The following is a 3,558-nucleotide window of genomic DNA, read 5'->3' as shown; positions in this document are numbered from 1 at the left end:
GCGGGCGGCAGCAGCCCGCGGTGCTCCTCCCACCAGCCCCGGTCCCGCTCGTGGGCCATGCCGGCGAGCAGGTCGACGAGTCCGGTGTCCGGGCAGCCGTAGTTGAAGGCGAGGGTGCGGACGCGTTCGGCGCTGATCCCGAAGCGGCCCGACTCGATGTTCGGGATGCGGGTGCGGTCGACGCCCAGGAGGGCGGCGGCCTGCTGGGCCGACATCCCCGACTGTTCGCGCAGTCTGCGCAGTTCGCTCCCGAGGCGCTGCTGTCGTGCGGTCGGGCTGCTCCTGGGTGGCACGCTCCGCCTCCCTTTCACTCGGTGACGCCACGGCTCCCGGTGAGCCGTCGTTTTGGCCGGAATGGCACGTCTACCCGGAAGTAGTAGCACCGTGCTCCGGTCGTACGCTACGGTCGGTAGTGCAAGTCTCACACGGGGCTACCGTTCCCGTGTGCGCGTACCCCCCATGCACCAGGAAATGTGAGCAAACCGATGAAGGGCGCACTGCGTTGCCTCCCGACCGCCGCCGCGGCCGGGCCCGTACCTCCCGCCACGGAGAACCTCAGCTACTCGATGCTGCTCCCGGGCGGCGCCTACTGCGCGAAACTCGCGCGCGAGGCGGTCCGCTCGCTCCTCACCGGCCACGGCCTCTCCCACCTCTGCGAGACCGCCGCCCTCGCCGCCTCCGAACTCGTCTCCGCCGCCTACCGGTTCACCCCCGACCGCGAGATGATCCTGCGCGTCCGCTGGCAGTTCGAGGCCCTGCGGATCGTCCTCTACGACCAGCATCCGGCCCATTCCTCGCCCCATGCGGCCGAGGAATGCCGCGACCGCCGCAGCCGCAGCATGTGGCTGCTGGCCGCGGCGGTCGACGAGCACGGTGGGGACTGGGGACTCGCCCCCGTCCTCACCCCCGGCGGAGGCACCAAGTCCTGGGCGTTACTCCACCACTAGTCCTCCTCCACCACTGCTCCCCCCCTCACCGGTCCTTCTCCACCACTGGTCCTTCTCCCTCGTCAGCCCTTCGGATCAGGCCGGGTTCGGGGCCGTCCCCCTGACCTCCTCCGCCGTCGTCGGCCGCAGCTCACCGTCGAGCAGCAGCCAGCGCGTGATCCCCAGCGACTCCAGGAACGCCACGTCGTGGCTCGCCACGATCAGCGCCCCCTCGTAGGCGTCGAGGGCCGCCGTCAGCTTCCGTACCGACGCCATGTCCAGGTTGTTCGTCGGCTCGTCCAGCATCAGCAGCTGTGGAGCCGGTTCCGCGAGGAGCAGTGCGGCCAGGGTCGCCCGGAACCGTTCCCCGCCCGACAGGGTGCCGACGGGCTGATCCGCCCGCGCCCCCCGGAAGAGGAACCGGGCGAGCCGGGCCCTGATCGTGTTCGGCGTCGCCGCGGGCGCGAAACGGGCCACGTTGTCCACCACGCTCAGCTCGTCGTCGAGCACGTCGAGCCGCTGCGGCAGGAAGCGAAGCGGCACCTTCCTCTCGACCTCGCCCGACAGCGGCTCCAGCTCCCCGGCGATCGTCCGGAGCAGTGTCGTCTTCCCGGCGCCGTTCCGGCCGACCAGGGCGATCCGCTCCGGGCCCCGCAGGTCGAACTCGCCGTCGACCCGGGCCCCGTACCGCAGTTCGAGCTCCCGAAGGTGGAGCACCTCGCGGCCCGGCGGCACCGAGGTGCGGGGCAGCTCGACGCGGATCTCGTCGTCGTCCCGTACCGCCTCCACCGCCGCGTCGAGCCGCTCCCGCGCCTCCGAGAGGCGCTCCGCGTGCAGCGCCTTCTGCTTGCCGGCCGTGACCTGCGCGGCCCGCTTGTTGCTGTTGGCCACGAGCTTCGACGCGACCTTGTTCTCGAAGCTCTTCTGCCCGTACCGCCTGCGACGGGCCGACTTCATCTGGGACTCGGACAGTTCGCGCTTCTGTCGCTGCACGTCGGCCTCGGCGACCCGCACCATCCGCTCCGCCGCCTCCTGTTCGGCGGCGAGCGCCGTCTCGTACGCGGACCAGTTGCCGCCGTACCAGTCGACCTCGCCGTCGCGCAGGTCGGCGATCTGGTCGACCCGCTCCAGGAGTTCACGGTCGTGGCTGACCACGACCAGGACCCCGGAGAACTTCTCCACCGCCTCGTAGAGGCGGGCGCGGGCGTGCAGGTCGAGGTTGTTGGTGGGCTCGTCGAGCAGGAGTACGTCAGGTCGGGCGAGCAGCAGCGCGGCGAGGCGCAGCAGCACGGACTCGCCGCCGGAGATCTCGCCGACGGTCCGGTCCAGGCCGACGTGGTCGAGCCCGAGCTGGTCGAGGACGGCCCGGGCCCGCTCCTCCACGTCCCAGTCGTCGCCGATCGCGGTGAAGTGCTCCTCCGCGGGGTCGCCCGCCTCGATGGCGTGCAGGGCGGCCCGCTTCGCGGCGATGCCGAGGATCTCGTCCACCCGTCGTGCGGTGTCCAGGACCAGGTTCTGCGGAAGGTATCCGAGCTCGCCGGTGACCCGGACCGTGCCGTCCTGCGGGGTCAGTTCGCCCGCCACCAGCTTCAGGAGCGTGGACTTGCCGGAGCCGTTGAGCCCGACGAGGCCGGTGCGGCCGGGGCCGACGGAGAGCCGGAAGCCGTCGAAGACCTCGGTGCCGTCCGGCCAGGAGAAGGAGAGGGAGGAACAGGTGATGAAAGTGGGGTGGTGATGCGCCATGCAGGCCTCCGGGTCGCGTAAGCGTGGAAAAAGGAGCAACGCGGGAGACACCGGGGCGCGGGCAGTGTGGAGAACGGCTCGTACGCCGAGGTCGAGAACGGCACACGCGGCACAGGGGGCACGCGCGGCTCGGTGTCTCGCAACCTCAGACGAGCAACGTCCTTCTCCGATCGGGTGACGACAAGGTCAGGACCGACCGTACGCCCCGGTCCGGAGGGGCGGCAAACGATTTGACGCGGATTCCCCTACGGGCGGTCCACGGGCGGCCTACGGGCGGTCACGGAGCAGCTCCGCCAGGCCCTGGTCCCAGTCCAGGTACTGATGCTCGCGCCCCGCCGGCACCAGGTGCTGCGAGCGCTCCAGGAAGCGGCGCAGCTCGGAGGTCCGGACGTGGACCATGGCCACCCCCTCCGGGGCGTGGAACTCGACCACCGTGCGGTCGTACCCGTACGGACGCAGGCGCACGTCCCCGACCCCGGCCGGGCGCTCGACCCCCTGGACGAGCAGCTCGCGCGCGANNGCCGGCGGCGGGAAGGCCATGCTCACGGCGTACGGATCCTCGCGGTCGTACCGCAGGGTGGCGGGGACGGTCTCCATCCGGGGCGCGGACGCGACCAGACGGGCCTGCACGGCCTGCTCGATGACGGCGGACAAGACCGGCTCCTCTCACGCGGGCTTCGGATCCTGTGCGTCTCCCCGACACCAGGGCACCTGACACCCCTCTAGACGAGCGGGACGACCGGAACGTGCACTCGCGACTCACGTGAGCTGCGTCACCGGTCTCTCGAGCACGTCCGGCGGTCTCTCAAGCGCGTCCGGCGCGAACGCCGTCGTCGGCCGATGCCGTCGGGCGTCGCTGCGCGTACGGCCGGGGTGGGTGGGTGTCCGC

At 71.5% G+C, this 3,558-nt stretch carries 4 protein-coding genes; 1 reads left to right on the top strand and 3 read right to left on the bottom strand.

The features are described 5' to 3' along the window. Positions 1-293: helix-turn-helix transcriptional regulator (locus tag CCN56_RS39825; protein WP_143664814.1), on the bottom strand; the 293-nt coding region annotated here is incomplete at its 3' end. A gap of 180 nt (positions 294-473) precedes the next feature. On the opposite strand from CCN56_RS39825, the gene CCN56_RS39820 reads away from it, so the two are divergent. Further along, entirely contained in the window at positions 474-947 is a 474-nt protein-coding gene (locus CCN56_RS39820; RefSeq protein ID WP_256962429.1) for an ATP-binding protein, read from the top strand. Positions 948-1,022: 75 nt separating this feature from the next. Here CCN56_RS39820 and CCN56_RS39815 read toward each other — a convergent pair whose 3' ends face one another. Both CCN56_RS39815 and CCN56_RS39810 read right to left on the bottom strand, forming a co-directional pair. Beyond that, a complete protein-coding gene (locus tag CCN56_RS39815; protein WP_179200159.1) occupies positions 1,023-2,669 on the bottom strand; it encodes an ABC-F family ATP-binding cassette domain-containing protein in 1,647 nt (548 codons plus the stop codon). 267 nt (positions 2,670-2,936) lie between these two features. Beyond that, on the bottom strand, positions 2,937-3,323 hold the full coding sequence (locus tag CCN56_RS39810; protein WP_086832450.1) for an SsgA family sporulation/cell division regulator: 387 nt from the start codon (positions 3,321-3,323) through the stop codon (positions 2,937-2,939). Positions 3,324-3,558: the final 235 nt, after the last annotated feature.

The organism is Streptomyces sp. NRRL B-24572 (assembly GCF_002156145.1).
In the GTDB taxonomy this organism is placed as follows: Bacteria; Actinomycetota; Actinomycetes; order Streptomycetales; family Streptomycetaceae; genus Streptomyces; species Streptomyces vietnamensis.
This window is presented reverse-complemented; position numbering and strand designations above follow the sequence as displayed.

Excerpts from the sequence above, each read along its gene's own strand:
- CCN56_RS39815 (WP_179200159.1), bottom strand. The coding sequence starts at position 2,669 with ATGGCGCATCACCACCCCACTTTCATCACCTGTTCCTCCCTCTCCTTC.